At 71.0% G+C, this 13527-nt stretch carries 14 protein-coding genes and 1 tRNA gene; 9 read left to right on the forward strand and 6 right to left on the reverse strand.

Going from position 1 to position 13527, the window contains the following annotated elements:
- Positions 1–14: 14 nt before the first annotated feature.
- Both ASG59_RS13575 and ASG59_RS13580 read left to right on the forward strand, forming a co-directional pair.
- Positions 15–92, forward strand: a tRNA-Pro gene (locus tag ASG59_RS13575).
- Between the two features lie 186 nt (positions 93–278).
- Positions 279–938, forward strand: a complete 660-nt coding sequence (locus ASG59_RS13580) for a YoaK family protein (protein WP_156399242.1) — start codon at positions 279–281, stop codon at positions 936–938.
- A gap of 60 nt (positions 939–998) precedes the next feature.
- Here ASG59_RS13580 and ASG59_RS13585 read toward each other — a convergent pair whose 3' ends face one another.
- Positions 999–1502 carry a pyridoxamine 5'-phosphate oxidase family protein gene (locus ASG59_RS13585; RefSeq protein WP_055887670.1) on the reverse strand — a complete coding sequence of 168 codons (504 nt, stop codon included), beginning with the start codon at positions 1500–1502 and terminating at the stop codon, positions 999–1001.
- A gap of 189 nt (positions 1503–1691) precedes the next feature.
- Here ASG59_RS13585 and ASG59_RS13590 point away from each other — a divergent pair, with 189 nt between their 5' ends.
- Positions 1692–2810, forward strand: a complete 1119-nt coding sequence (locus tag ASG59_RS13590; RefSeq protein ID WP_056282949.1) for an Mrp/NBP35 family ATP-binding protein — start codon at positions 1692–1694, stop codon at positions 2808–2810.
- A gap of 7 nt (positions 2811–2817) precedes the next feature.
- Complete coding sequence (gene mobA / locus ASG59_RS13595; protein WP_056409333.1) at positions 2818–3453, forward strand: molybdenum cofactor guanylyltransferase MobA; 636 nt, start codon at positions 2818–2820, stop codon at positions 3451–3453.
- Positions 3454–3469: 16 nt separating this feature from the next.
- On the opposite strand, the gene ASG59_RS13600 is transcribed toward mobA, so the two are convergent.
- From ASG59_RS13600 to coaD, 5 genes are all read right to left on the reverse strand, one after another.
- Positions 3470–4381, reverse strand: a complete 912-nt coding sequence (locus ASG59_RS13600) for an EamA family transporter (protein WP_056282952.1) — start codon at positions 4379–4381, stop codon at positions 3470–3472.
- Between the two features lie 304 nt (positions 4382–4685).
- Positions 4686–5147 (reverse strand): peptidylprolyl isomerase, encoded by a 462-nt coding sequence (locus ASG59_RS13605; RefSeq protein WP_055887658.1) that lies wholly within the window; start codon positions 5145–5147, stop codon positions 4686–4688.
- 2 nt (positions 5148–5149) lie between these two features.
- Entirely contained in the window at positions 5150–5647 is a 498-nt protein-coding gene (locus tag ASG59_RS13610) for a hypothetical protein (RefSeq protein ID WP_056409335.1), read from the reverse strand.
- A 14-nt stretch (positions 5648–5661) separates the two neighbouring features.
- A complete protein-coding gene (locus ASG59_RS13615) occupies positions 5662–6210 on the reverse strand; it encodes a peptidylprolyl isomerase (protein WP_055887654.1) in 549 nt (182 codons plus the stop codon).
- A gap of 75 nt (positions 6211–6285) precedes the next feature.
- Positions 6286–6786, reverse strand: a complete 501-nt coding sequence (gene coaD, locus ASG59_RS13620) for a pantetheine-phosphate adenylyltransferase (RefSeq protein ID WP_056282954.1) — start codon at positions 6784–6786, stop codon at positions 6286–6288.
- Positions 6787–7056: 270 nt separating this feature from the next.
- Between coaD and ASG59_RS13625 the strand changes: the two genes are divergently transcribed.
- From ASG59_RS13625 to purL, 5 genes are all read left to right on the forward strand, one after another.
- The gene (locus ASG59_RS13625) at positions 7057–7704 is read left to right on the forward strand and encodes a Maf-like protein (RefSeq protein ID WP_055887649.1); all 648 of its coding nucleotides are present in this window, start codon (positions 7057–7059) and stop codon (positions 7702–7704) included.
- Entirely contained in the window at positions 7701–7910 is a 210-nt protein-coding gene (yacG, locus tag ASG59_RS13630) for a DNA gyrase inhibitor YacG (protein ID WP_055887646.1), read from the forward strand. The genes ASG59_RS13625 and yacG overlap by 4 nt, the downstream gene beginning before the upstream one ends.
- Before the next feature lie 77 nt (positions 7911–7987).
- Positions 7988–9844, forward strand: coding sequence for a DNA helicase RecQ (gene recQ, locus ASG59_RS13635; protein ID WP_056282961.1), 1857 nt, complete (start codon positions 7988–7990; stop codon positions 9842–9844).
- A 183-nt stretch (positions 9845–10027) separates the two neighbouring features.
- The gene (locus ASG59_RS13640; RefSeq protein ID WP_056409405.1) at positions 10028–11191 is read left to right on the forward strand and encodes a hypothetical protein; all 1164 of its coding nucleotides are present in this window, start codon (positions 10028–10030) and stop codon (positions 11189–11191) included.
- Positions 11192–11301: 110 nt separating this feature from the next.
- Positions 11302–13521: a phosphoribosylformylglycinamidine synthase subunit PurL gene (gene purL / locus ASG59_RS13645; protein WP_056409337.1), complete on the forward strand. Its 2220-nt coding sequence runs from the start codon at positions 11302–11304 to the stop codon at positions 13519–13521.
- Positions 13522–13527 lie beyond the last annotated feature (6 nt).

The raw sequence follows: 13527 nt of genomic DNA on the forward strand, positions 1-13527 counted from the left end.
ACCCTTCGGGGTGTCGGAGCGTGGCGCAGCCCGGTTAGCGCACTAGTCTGGGGGACTAGGGGTCGGAGGTTCGAATCCTCTCGCTCCGACCAAGAATTCACGATGGACGGCAATGGATCACAGGGGCGGCCTTCGGGTCGCCTTTTTGTTTGCCGGTTCCGTGCAGGGTGAGATCGGGCCGGTCACCACGGCGTGGAGGAGATTGCGTGCCATCCCTGCCTCCCGCAGCCCGGCCGACCGCCGCGAGCCCCCTTCGCGATGTCGACCTCTGGGCCGGCATCGGCCTCGCCTTCGTCGCGGGCTTCGTGGACGCCGCCGCCTTCATCGCCCTGGCCGGCCTGTTCACGGCGCATGTCACCGGCAACTTCGTGCTGATCGGTGCCGAACTCGTCTCGACCTCGACGGGGGTGGTAGCGAAGTTGCTCGCGCTGCCCGTCTTCGTCGCCGCCGTCGCCGTCACGCGATTGGCGTCGCTCGCCCTGGAGCGGCGTGGCCGCGCGCCGTTGCGTTGGCTGTTGGCTATCGAGATCGTGGTGCTGGCCGCCTTCTGCGGGATCGGCATCGCCCTCTCGCCGGTCGGTTCGCCCGACGGCATCGCCTCGATCACCGTCGGCATGCTCGGCGTGGCCGCCATGGGCGTTCAGAACGCCATCGGCCGCCTCGGGTTCGCGCATCTCGCCGCCACGACGGTGATGACCGTGAACGTCACCCAAGCCGTCATCGACGCCGTCGACCTCGCCCGGGGGGCCGCACCGGTCGGCGGCCCGGCGCGGGCGCGCCTGCGGCGGATGGTGCCGGCCGTCGTCGCCTTCGCAGGAGGCGCGCTCGCGGGGGCGTTCGGGGTCGCGGCGTGGTCGTTCGGATGTCTCGTCGTACCGATCGTGGTGCTGATCGGGCTCGTGGCGCTGGTTCGGACCCCGGCGCCTTCGCCCCCCTGAGCGGGTTCCGGGAACGCGGCCACGGCCGCTCCCGAAACCCGCCTCTCCGGCGAGACGACGTCAGGCGAGATCGACCTTCTTGGTCTCGGTCTTGGGCGATTCGCCCGTGAGGGCCGCCTTCACGTAGCCGAAGACGTGCAGCATCGTCGCGTTGGGGCTGTCCCAGTACTCGCCCTTCTCGGGATGCACGCGGATCAGGGCGACCTCGGGGTCTTCCTTGCCCTTGGGGAACCAGGTTTTCATGCTCTCCGACCACTTCTGGTCGATGATCGCCTGGTCGCGCACGATCTCGGCCTTGCCGGCCACCGAGACGTAGGTCTGGTTCGAGGGGTCGGAATAGGACAGGTTCACCGCGTTGTCCCGGCTGATCTCGGCGGTCTTGGGGCTGTGCAGCTTGGTGAAGAACCACAGGTCACCGGCCTCGTCGGCGTCCTGGTTCCACATCGGGCGGCTGTAGAGCTTTCCGTCGGTGTCGGCGGTGGTCATCATCGCGACCTTGATGTCCTTGATCAGGTCGAACAGTTTCTTCGCGCCGTCGTGGTCGCGATGGTTGCCGTCGTGCATGCGAGGGTACTCCGTGATGGGGATGGGTTCCGAAGCGACAGCCGACGCTCTGGAAATCGTGTCGACAACGGACGGGCGCCGGGATGGTTTCGGCGCGGGGATGCGGCGCACTGGTGTTTCGCGCCGACCCGGCTACATGCATGCACGGGACGGGTGATCGGCGCCCGCCCGCCTCAAGGAACTGAGTGTGTGGCCATGACCCGCGACGACGTGCTGAAAGCGCTCTCCGCCGTCACCATCGACGACGCGGGAACGAGCCTGTCGGCCTCCGGCCGCCTGTCGCAGGTGGTGGTCGACGCCACGAATCGCGTGATGTTCTCGATCCTGATCGACCCGAGCGAGGCCGCGCGCTTCGAGCCGATCCGCAGCCGCGCCGAGGGAACGGTGCTGGCGATGCCGGGCGTCTCCGGCGTCTTCGCGAGCCTCACCTCCGAGCGCGGCCCGAGCCAGCCGGCCCCGCCGCAGCCGCCCGCCCCCGGCCGCGCCGCGCCGCCGCGCACCGGCCCGGCCCTGCCGGGCGTCCGCCACATCGTCGCCGTCGCCTCCGGCAAGGGCGGCGTCGGCAAGTCGACCACCGCCTGCAACCTCGCCCTGGCGCTTTCGGCGCAAGGGCTGAAGGTCGGCCTGCTCGATGCCGACATCTACGGCCCCTCGGTGCCGAAACTGTTCGGGCTGTCGGGCAAGCCCAAGGTGATCGAGGAGCGCCTGCTGGCGCCCATGGACGGCTACGGCATCAAGGTGATGTCGATCGGCTTCCTGATCGAGCCCGAGACGGCGATGATCTGGCGCGGGCCGATGGTGCAATCGGCCATCACCCAGATGCTGCGCGAGGTCGCCTGGGGCGAACTCGACATCCTGATCGTCGACATGCCGCCGGGCACAGGCGACGCGCAGCTCACGATGGCGCAGGCGACGCCGCTCTCGGGCGCCGTCATCGTCTCCACGCCCCAGGATCTCGCGCTGATCGACGCGAGGCGCGGCGTGACCATGTTCCGCAAGGTCGCGGTGCCGATCCTCGGCGTCATCGAGAACATGGCGACCTTCGTCTGCCCGAACTGCGGCCATGCCTCCCACATCTTCGGCCACGGCGGCGCCAGGGCCGAGGCGGCGCGGCTCGACGTGCCGTTCCTCGGCGAGATCCCGCTCAACATGACGATCCGCGAGACTTCCGATTCCGGCCGGCCGGTCGTGGCGGTGGATCCCGACGGGCCGCAGGCCAAGGTCTACCGCGAGATCGCCGCGCTGCTGTGGCGCAACCTCGCGGGCGGGCCGGCACCCCGCGCCGCGCCGCGCATCGTCATCGAGTAGCCGCACCATGCCGGTCCTCGGCGTGGTCCTGGCCGGCGGGCTGTCGCGCCGGATGGGCGGCGGCGACAAGCCGCTCCTGCGCCTCGGCGGGCGCTCGCTCCTCGAGCACGTCTGCGAGCGGTTCGCGCCGCAATGCGCGGCCGGCGTGATCCTGAACGCCAACGGCGACCCTGCCCGCTTCGCGGGGTTCGCCCATCCCATCGTCCGCGATGGGGTGCCGGGACATCCGGGGCCGCTGGCCGGCATCCTGGCGGCCCTCGACCATGCCGTGGCCCATCATCCCGACGTCACGCATGTCGCCAGCGTCACCGGCGATTCGCCTTTCCTGCCGCGCGATCTAGTGGGGCGGTTCAGGGCGGCCATCGCGGGAGGGACCGCGGCCGGGGGTGCAGCGAACGCGACGGTCGCGGTCGCGTCCTCCGGCGGGCGGCAGCATTTCACGACCGCGCTGTGGTCGGTCGGCCTGCGCGACGACCTGCGGGCGGCCCTGGTCGAGCGCGACGAACGCCGGGTCGGCGCCTACCTCGCCCGCCATGGTGCCGTGGCGGTGGAATGGGCGGCGACGCCCCTCGACCCGTTCCTCAACGTCAACACGCCCGAGGATCTGGCGGCGGCCCAAGCGTGTCTGCGAGCGCCGGGATAGGATACGCGGCTGGCGCTCACGCGGCCGGCGGAAGGCCGTCGAGCACGGTCCGGCGGCGCCAGCGCGGATACAGGACGCCGATGGCCAGGCCGCTCAGCACCAGCAGCGCCGCCCCGATCTTCCAGAACGGCAGGGGCTCGCCGAACCAGAGCGCGGAGGTCGCAAGGCCGATCACCGGCACCAGCAGCGACAGCGGCGCCACCAGCGCGGTGGAATGGCGCGCCAGCAGCCAGCCCCAGATCGCGTAGCCGAACATCACGTTGCCCACCGACTGCCACATCACGGTGGCCCAGGTGACGGCGTCGGCGCTGAGAAGGCCGGCCCGGATGGCGTCCCAGCCCTCCAGCGCGAAGGACAGCGCCAGCAGCGGCGGCGTCGAGAACAGGGCGGCCCAGACCACGTAGGCCAGCATGTTGGGCGCGCCGCCGCGCTTGGCGACGATATTGCCCCCCGCCCAGCCCATGGCGGCGAAGGTCACGAGCCCGAGCCCCAGCGGCGTCGTGGTGGCATCCGTATGGAGGGCGATGATCCCGATCCCGGCCGCCGCCAGGGCGAGCGCCGCCCATTGGTAGCCCCGCACCCGTTCGCCCATCGTCGCGACGGACAGGCCGATGGTGAAGAAAACCTGCACCTGGATCACCAGCGAGGCGAGGCCCGGAGAGATGTCGCCGCGGAGCGCCACGAACAGCACGCCGAACTGCCCGACGCCGATGAGGAGGCCGTAGGCGGCCAGGTTCGGCCAGGGCACGGGCGGGCGCGGCAGCAGGAAGACCGCGGGCAAGGCCGCGAAGAGGAACCGCAGGGCGGCGAACAGCAGCGGCGGCAGGTGGTCCAGCCCGATCCGGATCACCACGAAGTTGGTTCCCCACACCGCCACCACCGCGAGGGCGAGGAGGAGGTCGCGAAGGGGGAGCGTCGCCGGACTCATCGGGTCGCTTTCGGGAGGTGGCCGGGCAGGAGGCCGCAACGAAACGGAGCGCCCGAGCCGGGCTCGGACGCTCCAGGAGGTGAGCGGGCGGCCATGTATCGTCCTGCGACGTGTTGTGCGATTCGCAGGAAGAAACGATGCGCCATGAAAGAGATCTCATCCCATTTCCGGTTGATCACTTCGTGATGCGGAAATGGGCTTCGCTCAGGCGCCGCGCGGGCTCGGTGATACGGTTCCCGCTTGATTCAAGCGGGAACCGTATCAGCCGGCTTTCGTGGGGCAACCCACGAAAACCGGCTGAGGATCAGGCCGCGGCGCCGACCGTCACCTTGACGATCTTGTCCGGGGAGCGCGGCGGCTCGCCCTTGTTGAGGGTGTCGACCACGTCCATGCCCTCCGTGACCTTGCCCCAGACGGTGTACTGCTTGTCGAGGAAGCGCGCGTCGCCAAAGCAGATGAAGAACTGCGAGTTGGCCGAATGCGGGAAGTTGGTGCGCGCCATCGAGCAGGTGCCGCGCACGTGCGGCTCGGCGTTGAACTCGGCGTTGAGGTCGGGCAGCTCGGAGCCGCCCGAGCCGGTGCCGGTGGGGTCGCCCGTCTGGGCCATGAAGCCGTCGATGACGCGGTGGAACGGCACGCCGTCGTAGAAGCCCTGTCCCGCCAGCGTCTTGATGCGCTCGACGTGGTTGGGCGCCAGGTCCGGCCGCAGGCCGATCACGATGCGGCCCTTGGTGGTCTCGAGGGTGAGGGTCTCGGTCTCTGCCATGGTCAAACTCCCTGTCCTTTGGGTCCTTGATAGATGAAACGGAGCGCGATGGGGCGCCCCGCGATGGCGCCGCCGAGCCCGGGCGTGATCGGCGCGGGCGTACAGCGACGGATGGCGTCGCGGGCGGCGTCGGCCAGGAGCCGGAAGGCTCGGCCGTCGCTCGGCTGCGTCGCGAAGGTGATGCGCGGCTCGCCGATCACCGAACCGTCCCGCCGCAGGGCGAAACGGGCGGTGACCTCGGTGCGCTCGAAGCGGGCGAGGCCCGCCGGTGGCTGCCAGCAGGCGCCGAGCCGGGCGTAGAGTGCGCGCAGGCTCGAGGCCGGCTCGGGCGCGACGGCCGGGGCCTGGACTGGCACCTGGACCGTCGCGCGCAGCGTGGTGGGCAGGCTCAGCGGCTGCCCGACTGCCGCCACCGCCGCCAGGGGGATCGCCGAGGCGCTGACGACCGCCAGCGCCACGCCGCCGCGCAACGGGACGGCCGCCCGGCTACGACGATCCATGCCCCGGAGTCCCGCTACTTCGCCCCTTGGGCGAGCTGCAGCTTCACGATGGAATCCGGGTTCTGCACGGCGCCGCCCTGCGCGCCGGGGGCGGCTTTCTTGATCTTGTCCACGACATCCATGCCGGAGGTGACGACCCCGACCACGGTGTACTGGCCGTCGAGGAACGGCGCGTCGCCCAGGCAGATGAAGAACTGCGAATTGGCCGAGTTCGGCGAGGACGAGCGGGCCATGCCGACGGTGCCGCGCTTGAACGGCGCCTGCGAGAATTCGGCCGGGATGTTGGGCAGCGACGAGCCTCCGGTGCCGTTGCCCTTCGGGTCGCCGGTCTGGGCCATGAACCCGTCCATGACGCGGTGGAACTTGAGACCGTCGTAGAAGCCCTGGCGGACCAGCGTCTTTATCTGGGCGGCGTGCTTGGGGGCGATGTCGGGGCGCAGCACGATGGTGACGCGGCCGTCCTTGGTGTCGAGGTAGAGGGTGTCGCCGTCGGCGGCGCGGGCGGCCGGTGCGCCGCCGAGGGTGGCGGCGAACAGGAGGGCGGCGGCGAGGCGGCGCGTCATCGGGGTAGGCATCGTCTTCGAGGCACGAGTCGTCATGGGCAAGTCTTCTCCGGAAAACGACAAAGGAGGGGGGGTTCAGGCCTTGCGGAAACGCGCGGCGAGGCGCTCGGCCACCGCCGGCGGGACGAAGGCGCCGACATCGCCGCCCATCGCCGCGATCTGGCGCACGAGGGTAGCGGTGATCGGCCGGACGTGGATGGAGGCGGGCAGGAACACGGTCTGGACCTCCGGCGCCATGGTGCCGTTCATGCCGGCGAGCTGCATCTCGTAGTCGAGGTCGGTCCCGTCGCGCAGGCCCCGGATGAACAGGGTCGCCCCGTGGCGCCGCGCGGCGGTGACGGCGAGATCGTCGAAGGTGGCGATTTCGAGCTCGGTGCCTTCCGCGATCGCAAGGGGCTCGCAGGTGGACCGGAGCAGGTCCACCCGCTCCTCGGGCGAGAACAGCGGGGTCTTGCCCGGATGGATGCCGATGGCGATGACGAGACGGGGCACGAGCCGGCAGGCCTGACGGATGACGTCGAGGTGTCCGTTCGTGACCGGGTCGAAGGACCCGGCGTAGAGCGCGGTGCGGATCATCGTGTGGCGGCCTAGAGCATTTCGCCCCGAAACGGAACCTCCGGCGGGCCCGGCGCGGTTTTCGACTGCGCACCCGCCGGCGGGAAAGGAGCCGGCATCGACCGCAGACCGTTTCGCCCGGCGCGTTCCCAAGCCGGCCGGTTTCCAGTAGCGTCCCGCCGCCGAACCGCCCCCCCTTTTTCGTCGCCGGCGCCGTCGACGGGCGCGGCACCGTCCCGAACCCTGGCTTCAGACAGGATCGTCATCCACCATGCCGGCTTTCCCGCCACGATGAACGACATCGCACCATCCGGCACCATCGCCTCGGCGCGTCTCGTCCTCGCGTCCGCCTCGCCCCGCCGCCTCGCCCTCCTGCAGCAGGCCGGCATCGAGCCCGATGCCCTCCTGCCGGCGGACGTCGACGAGACGCCCCTCAAGGGCGAGACGCCCCGCGACCACGCGCGTCGCCTGGCACGGGACAAGCTCGCCGTGGCCGGCGAGGCCGCGCGCCGGCGCGACGACATGCGGGCGGCCTACATCGTGTCGGCCGACACCGTGGTGGCGGTGGGCCGGCGCATCCTGCCCAAGACCGAGTTGCCCGACGAGGCCGCCGATTGCCTGCGCCTGCTGTCGGGCCGCCAGCACCGCGTCTTCACCGCGGTCTGCGTCCTGTCGCCCAAGGACCAGCGCCGCGAGCGGCTGGTGGAGACCCGGGTGCGGTTCAAGCGCCTGTCGTCCCGCGACATCGAGCGCTACCTCGCCTCGGGGGAGTGGCGCGGCAAGGCCGGGGGCTACGCCATCCAGGGGCTGGCCGGGGCTTTCGTGGTCAAGCTCGTCGGGTCCTACGGGGCGGTGGTCGGCCTGCCGCTCTACGAAACCCTCACCCTCCTGGAGGGGGAAGGCTTTCCCGTACGCGACCGCTGGGGAAGCCCGCTGTGAGCGCCCGCAAGGCTCCGACCTCCGACGTGCCGCCCTGCCCGATCTGCGCCAAGCCGGCGAAGGCGGGCTTCGCGCCGTTCTGCTCGGCGCGCTGCGCCGACGTCGACCTCGGGCGCTGGCTCACCGACCGCTACGCCATCCCGACGCCCATCGACGAGGACGAGGACGGCGAGCCGCCCGAGAGCGGGCCCCGCGGGACGCCCTGAGCGCGGCCCGCTACAAGCCCCCACCGGCACCCCCTCGTCCCGGCCGGACGACCGCACCACGATCCCACAAGGCAGCGATGACATCCCGCCTCGACGAAGCCCGGCGCGCCCTCAAGACCACCTTCGGCTACGACGATTTCCGCCCCGGGCAGGACGAGGTGATCGGGGCCGTCCTCGACGGGACCGACGTGTTCGCGGTGATGCCGACGGGGTCGGGCAAGTCGATGACCTACCAGTTGCCGGCCCTCGTCGAGCATTCGCTCACGGTGGTGGTCTCGCCGCTGATCGCGCTCATGCACGATCAGGTGCAGCAGATGCTCGGCTTCGGCGTCGCGGCCGCCACGCTGAATTCGTCGGTGCCGGAGGCGACCTCCCGCGAGACCTGGCGGCAGATCCGGTCCGGCGACCTGCGCCTGCTGTTCGTCTCGCCCGAGCGGCTGATGATGGAGGGGCTGATCGAGGCCCTGCGCGACGCCGACGTGCGGCGCCTGGCCGTCGACGAGGCGCATTGCGTCTCGCAATGGGGACACGACTTCCGGCCCGAATACCGCGACCTCGCCCGCGCCCGTACCGCGCTCGGCGACGTCCAGACCCTGGCGCTCACCGCCACCGCCGACAAGGCGACGCGGGCCGACATCACCGAGCGGCTGTTTCCCGCCGGGCGCCCGCTCAAGGCCTTCGTCCATTCCTTCGACCGGCCCAACATCCGGCTGACCTTCGCGCCCAAGGACCAGCCGACGCGCCAGATCGAGCGGTTCCTGAAGTCGCGCCGCCAGGAGAGCGGCATCATCTACTGCTCGTCGCGCAAGCGCACCGAGCAACTGGCGGAGGTGCTGGCCAAGGACGGCTTCAACGCCCTGCCCTATCACGCCGGCCTCGACCAGGGCACGCGCATGAAGAACCAGGACACCTTCCTGCAGGAGGACGGCGTGGTGATGACCGCCACCGTCGCCTTCGGCATGGGCATCAACAAGCCCGACGTCCGCTTCGTCTGCCACGCCGACATGCCCTCCAACGTCGAGGGCTACTACCAGGAGATCGGCCGGGCCGGGCGCGACGGCCTGCCCGCCGACACCCTCACCCTCTACGGCCTCGACGACATGTCGTTGAAGCGCCGCCAGATCGACGAGAAGGACGTGCCGGACGAGCGTCGCCGGGTCGAGCGGCGCAAGCTCGAGGCGATGATCGCCCTGTGCGAGGGCGCCCTGTGCCGGCGCCAGTCGCTGCTCGCCTATTTCGACGAGGCGAGCGAGCCGTGCGGGCGTTGCGACCTGTGCCGCGGCGGCGTTTCGCTCGTGGATTCCACGGTGCCGGCCCAGAAGCTGCTCTCGGCGATCGTGCGCACCGGCCAGCGGTTCGGGGCGGCCTACGTCTGCGACGTGGTCCACGGCAAGGAATCCGACCAGATCCGCCGCAACGGCCACGCCGCGCTCAAGACCTTCGGGGTCGGCGCCGACAGGCCGGTGCCGGCCTGGCGGGCGATGCTGCGCCAGCTCTTCGCCGCCGGCGCGGTGGCCGAGAACGCCGACGGGCACGGCGGCCTCAGCCTGACCGGCAAGGGCGAGGACATCCTGTTCGGGCGCCAGACCGTGCAGTTGCGCCCCGACCCCGAGCCGCGCCCCGCCGAACCGCGCGACCGCCGCCGGGCCGGCCCCGTGCGCGACGAGGCCGACCTCGACCTCGATCCGGCGACGGAGGCCCTGTTCCAGCACCTGCGCGGCCTGCGTGCCACCATCGCGCGCTCCGAAGGCATCGCCGCCTTCATGGTCTTCCCCGACCGCACCCTGATCGAGATGGCCAAATCCAAGCCGGTCGACCTCTACGCCCTGCGCACCGTCCACGGGGTCGGCGAGAAGAAGCGCGAGGCGTATGGCGAGCGCTTCGTGGGGGCGATCGCCGAGTTCCTGGCCGGGAGCCCCGCCGCGTCGGCCTGACGCGGTTTCCCCTCGTCGCAGGGTGGCCGGATCGTGTAGGGGACATGTCCCGCGCGCGTCCGAGGCCTCATCGCCCCGGCGCGGCCACAACCGGACGGACGGCCCATCTCCCACGACATCGCGCCCACCGGCACGCCACCCGAGACCCGAGCCAGGGACGCCCTGCCCCGGCAGGTGTTCTACATGCCCGGTTTCGATCCGCGCGAGCCCGAGACCTACTGGGGGTTGTTCCGCCGCGAGGCGCGGCTCACCGCGACGCGGCGGGACACGCCGATCACGGTCGGCGATCCGGTGCGCTCGGCCGACGGGCTGCGGCTCGACTGGGAGCTCGCGAGCGAGGGACAGGCGACCCGCTACACCCTGCTGCGCTGGGACGACATCGTGCGTGCCCGGTTTCCCCGCCCCAACGACCGGCGCTTCGCGGAGACCCTGGCGCTCGGCTGGCGCCTGTGGCGCACCGGTTACCTCAGCGCCTACCGGCGCGAGGCGCGGCGGTTCTACCGGGTCATCGTCGGCATCCACCTGATCTACCTCGGCATCGTGGCGGCGAGCGTCGCCCTCGCCTGCACCATGCTGCTGCTCCCCGCCTCCGTCATGCCGGCGCCTGTCGCCATCCTCGCCGTGCCGGCGGCGGCCTACGCCATCCTGTGGTGGCTGATGCGGATCACCCGCGAGAAGCCGTTCTTCGTCGCCCATCTCGTGGACGACACCGCGTTCACCCATGCCCATGCCAAGGGCGAGGCCCCCGAGATGGAGGCGCGGCTCGACGCCTTCGCGGCCCTGATCCGCGCCGCCGAGGGCAAGGCCAGCGAGATCGTGCTGATCGGCCATTCCTCGTCGAGCTTCTTCGGCTACGAGGCCCTCGACCGGGTGCTCCTGAACGACCCCGACTTCGGCACCCGCGGCACCCCGGTCTCCTTCGTGACGATCGGCAGCGTGATCCCCTGGATCACGCTGGACGCCAACGCGCACGCCAGCCGCGCGGCGCTCGCCCGGGTGGGGGCCGCCGCGGCGATCGGCTGGCTCGACATCCGCACGAAGTGGGACTGGCTCTCGATCCACAAGCGCGATCCGCTCAGCGCCTCGGGGCTGCCCTCGCCCAAAGCGCATCGGCCGGTGGAATTCCACGTGCGGATGCCCGACCTCGTCTCGGAGAAGCGCCTGTCGCGCCGGCGCTTCAACCTGTTCCAGATGCACTTCCAGCTCCTGATGTCGAGCGAGAGCCCCGACACCTTCGACTACATCAGCCTCATCACGGGCGCGGAGCCGATCCACGGGCTGATCGAGCGGTGGCGCAGCGTGAAGGCGCAGCCGATGGGGCAGGAGTCCGCCGAGGTCGAGCGCTGACGGCCGGGTTTTCGTCGCGAAACCGGCGGCCACAAACCGGTGGCCACATCGCGCAAACCTGCTTAGAGCCGTGCCTTCCGGTTCCGGCCGAGCCGGTCGAGGGGAGTCGCATGTTCCGCAACGAAGTTCCGATCACCCCCGAGCTCATCAAGCAGCACGGCCTGACGCCCGACGAGTACGCGCGGTTCCGCGGCCTGATCGGACGCGACCCGACGCTGACGGAGCTCGGCATCGTCTCGGCGATGTGGAACGAGCACTGCTCCTACAAGTCGTCGCGCAAGCATCTGCGCGGGCTGCCGACCACGGGGCCGCACGTGATCCAGGGGCCGGGCGAGAACGCCGGCGTCATCGACATCGGCGACGGGCTGGCCTGCGTCTTCAAGATGGAGAGCCACAACCACCCGAGCTTCATCGAGCCCTACCAGGGCGCGGCGACGGGGGTCGGCGGCATCCTGCGCGACGTCTTCACGATGGGAGCGCGGCCGATCGCGGCCTTGAACGCCCTGCGGTTCGGCTCGCCGGACCATCCGCGCACCCGCCACCTCGTCTCGGGCGTGGTGGCCGGCATCGGCGGCTACGGCAATTCCTTCGGCGTGCCGACGGTGGGCGGCGCCGTCGGCTTCCATTCCCGCTACGACGGCAACATCCTCGTCAACGCCATGGCGGTGGGCTTGGCGCGCACCGACGCGATCTTCTACGCGGCGGCCACCGGCGTCGGTAACCCGATCGTCTACCTCGGCTCCAAGACCGGCCGCGACGGCATCCACGGCGCCAGCATGGCCTCGGCCGAGTTCGACGACGCCTCGGAATCGAAGCGCCCCACCGTCCAGGTCGGCGACCCCTTCGCGGAGAAGCTGCTGCTGGAGGCCTGTCTCGAACTCATGGCCTCGGGCGCCGTCATCGCGATCCAGGACATGGGAGCGGCGGGGCTGACCTGCTCGGCCGTCGAGATGGGCGCCAAGGGCGATCTGGGCGTCGAACTCCAAATCGAGAAGGTGCCGGCCCGTGAGGCCGGCATGAGCGCCTACGAGATGATGCTGTCGGAGAGCCAGGAGCGCATGCTCATGGTCCTCAAGCCCGGCATGGAGGCCGAGGCGCAAGCCATCTTCGTAAAATGGGGCCTCGACTTCGCGGTGATCGGGCACACCACAGACACGCTGCGCTTCGTCGTCAAGCACGACGGCGTCGTCATGGCCGACCTGCCGATCAAGGAGCTCGGCGACGAGGCCCCCCTCTACGACCGCCCCCACATCGCCAACACCCACCAGCCGGTGGTCGCGGCCGCCGAGGTAGCGGCCCCGGTCGGCGACGCCGAGGCGCTGCTGACCCTCCTCGGGTCGCCGGACCTGTCCTCGAAGCGCTGGGTCTACGAGCAGTACGATCACTTCATCGGCGGCAACACCGTCCAAAAGCCCGGCGGCGACGCCGCCATCGTCCGCGTCGAGGACGGTCCCAAGGGTCTGGCGCTCACCTGCGACGTCACCCCGCGCTACTGCGAGGCCGATCCGGTCGCCGGCGGCCGGCAGGCGGTGGCGGAGGCCTGGCGCAACATCACCGCCGTCGGCGGTCGCCCGCTCGCGATCACCGACAACCTCAACTTCGGCAACCCGGAGAAGCCCGAGGTGATGGGCCAGCTCGTGGGCTGCCTCAAGGGCATCGGCGAGGCCTGCCTGGCGTTGGACTTCCCCGTCGTGTCGGGCAACGTCTCGCTCTACAACGAGACCAACGGCGTCGGCATCCTTCCCACCCCGACCATCGGCGGCGTCGGCCTCCTCGACGACGTCACGCGCCACGCAACGATCGCCCTGAAGCGCGAGGGCGACGTCCTGGTGCTGCTGGGCGAGACCGCGGGCTGGCTCGGCCAGTCGGTCTACCTCGCGGTCGTCGCCGGCCGCGAGGAAGGTGCACCACCCCCGGTCGACCTCGCCGCCGAGCGCCGCAACGGCGACTTTTTGCGCGGCTTCATCAGCTCCGGGCGGATCGACAGCGTCCACGACCTCTCCGACGGCGGCCTCGGCATCGCCGTGGCCGAGATGGCCCTGGCCGGCGGCCTCGGCGCGACCCTGGGCGAGGGCCCCGCCGGCGTCCCGGCCCATGCCTGGCTCTTCGGCGAGGACCAGGCCCGCTACCTCCTGAGCACCGACCTCACCACGGCGCAGGACCTGCTGGCGCGCGCAGCGGAACTCGGCATCGCGGCGGCCATCGTCGGCAGCGTCGGCGGCGACGGTTTGACCTTGCCCGGCGGACAGACCATCTCGCTGACGGCCCTGCGCGAGGCGCACGAGGGCTGGCTTCCCGCCTACATGGCGAGCCGGCCGGCCGCCGCCTGACATTTC

This window comes from Methylobacterium sp. Leaf466 (genome assembly GCF_001425565.1).
Taxonomy (GTDB): domain Bacteria; phylum Pseudomonadota; class Alphaproteobacteria; order Rhizobiales; family Beijerinckiaceae; genus Methylobacterium.

What these genes read in the sequence shown, in the direction of transcription:
- ASG59_RS13585 (WP_055887670.1), bottom strand. Translation starts at nt 1,502, where the DNA reads ATGCACGACGGCAACCATCGCGACCACGACGGCGCGAAGAAACTGTTC.
- mobA (WP_056409333.1), top strand. Translation starts at nt 2,818, where the DNA reads ATGCCGGTCCTCGGCGTGGTCCTGGCCGGCGGGCTGTCGCGCCGGATG.
- ASG59_RS13600 (WP_056282952.1), bottom strand. Translation starts at nt 4,381, where the DNA reads ATGAGTCCGGCGACGCTCCCCCTTCGCGACCTCCTCCTCGCCCTCGCG.
- ASG59_RS13605 (WP_055887658.1), bottom strand. Translation starts at nt 5,147, where the DNA reads ATGGCAGAGACCGAGACCCTCACCCTCGAGACCACCAAGGGCCGCATC.
- ASG59_RS13610 (WP_056409335.1), bottom strand. Translation starts at nt 5,647, where the DNA reads ATGGATCGTCGTAGCCGGGCGGCCGTCCCGTTGCGCGGCGGCGTGGCG.
- ASG59_RS13615 (WP_055887654.1), bottom strand. Translation starts at nt 6,210, where the DNA reads ATGACGCGCCGCCTCGCCGCCGCCCTCCTGTTCGCCGCCACCCTCGGC.
- coaD (WP_056282954.1), bottom strand. Translation starts at nt 6,786, where the DNA reads ATGATCCGCACCGCGCTCTACGCCGGGTCCTTCGACCCGGTCACGAAC.
- ASG59_RS13625 (WP_055887649.1), top strand. Translation starts at nt 7,057, where the DNA reads ATGAACGACATCGCACCATCCGGCACCATCGCCTCGGCGCGTCTCGTC.
- recQ (WP_056282961.1), top strand. Translation starts at nt 7,988, where the DNA reads ATGACATCCCGCCTCGACGAAGCCCGGCGCGCCCTCAAGACCACCTTC.
- ASG59_RS13640 (WP_056409405.1), top strand. Translation starts at nt 10,028, where the DNA reads ATGCCCGGTTTCGATCCGCGCGAGCCCGAGACCTACTGGGGGTTGTTC.
- purL (WP_056409337.1), top strand. Translation starts at nt 11,302, where the DNA reads ATGTTCCGCAACGAAGTTCCGATCACCCCCGAGCTCATCAAGCAGCAC.